The organism is Serratia sp. 506_PEND (genome assembly GCF_001076875.1).
Taxonomy (GTDB): Bacteria; Pseudomonadota; Gammaproteobacteria; order Enterobacterales; family Enterobacteriaceae; genus Serratia; species Serratia marcescens.
In genome coordinates, this window is sequence record NZ_JVEL01000129.1 from 1 (window position 1) to 1,324 (window position 1,324).

At 48.0% G+C, this 1,324-nt stretch carries 1 tRNA gene; it reads right to left on the reverse strand.

The window, feature by feature from the left end:
* Positions 1-223 precede the first annotated feature (223 nt).
* A tRNA-Leu gene (locus ADK28_RS03590) sits at positions 224-308 on the reverse strand.
* Between the last annotated feature and the right edge of the window lie 1,016 nt (positions 309-1,324).

The window sequence follows — 1,324 nt, forward strand, 5'->3', positions numbered from 1 at the left end:
CACTTTGATATCTGTCAGAGCCATAAAAGTTCTCCGTCCATGTGCCGCTGTGAGTATACAACCATTATCGAACCAGCATATATACTCGGTTCTATACTCACAAGCAACTTGATGTGGGTTGACTCAGATTGACTTCTGTTGAAAGGAAAATCGCGGAAAGCCTTGTGTGGCGCGAATTTCAGGCACAAAAAAAGACGTCCGTTGACGTCTATTGATGTTCCGATGGTGCCGAAGGCCGGACTCGAACCGGCACGTATCTCTACGGTTGATTTTGAATCAACTGCGTCTACCGATTTCGCCACTTCGGCACTGAAGTAGTATGCGGAAAACGGGTGAATTATACCTTCCCGCGACCAGCACGCAACACTTATCCGTTGTTCAATGAGTTAAGTGTCGAAAAAACCGCCGCCACGCGCGTTTGTCCGCCCTGCCTTCCTGCTGCGCGCCCTTCCCAACCACGTTGATGATGAGCAGACTGTTGCAACGAGCATCCAGGATCAGGCACCGCACTCACGCGATATCGTCCGATTCCAGGTTCCAGGTTCCAGTGTCGTTGCACAGAGCAATGATGGCTCCTGTGCCGGACGTCATTCACTCCCACTAGCCAGAACCGCTCATAGCGCTAGCGAGATTCGTTCAGGAGCCCGGCACGTCGTTGGTCGCAACCCGCCCCCCATCACTACTGCCTCACCCAGCGCCTGGCAAAAACAATATAATCCCCAGCCGCAATGACAATGCTGCAAATAATTGCATAACAATGTGTCAGCCAATAAAGAATGAGGTTGCGTAACATTCCGAGAACACTATTTTTTCATTGGTAAATATCAGACGGAAAATATAAAGAGAGGAATAACGCCATCAAAAAAGAGACGGTATTTTCGGTTGGATAGGCTTCGAACTAAAATCACCATAAAATAGCGCACATACCTAACAAAATGGCTGGTTAATGCCTAAAAACCAGCTGAGATCGCTTGCCTCTGCGGAGTTAATAGCTTTAAGATGGTGCAAGAAAATTTTCCCTGGTGTTGGCCAATATTGGCAACCTGGCCCTACGCGGTCAGGTTTTTTTTTTGTATTTTTTATCAAAACATTACCGGGAAAGTGTATTGCCTCAATGGATGAGAAACTAGTTAGACTAAAGTACAGTCCCTTACTAGACCTTTATAAGTTCAGTGTGGTGATTATTTCATATCGCAGAGATCGGAGCCGATACGCTATTGCAGCCTTCACGTTAATCGCCGCGGCGCCAAATCAATACCGGTTAACGCCCGTCATTTCCCGAATCGAAAGCCACCGCCGGCCGTAACGTCAACCGCTGCCCGTT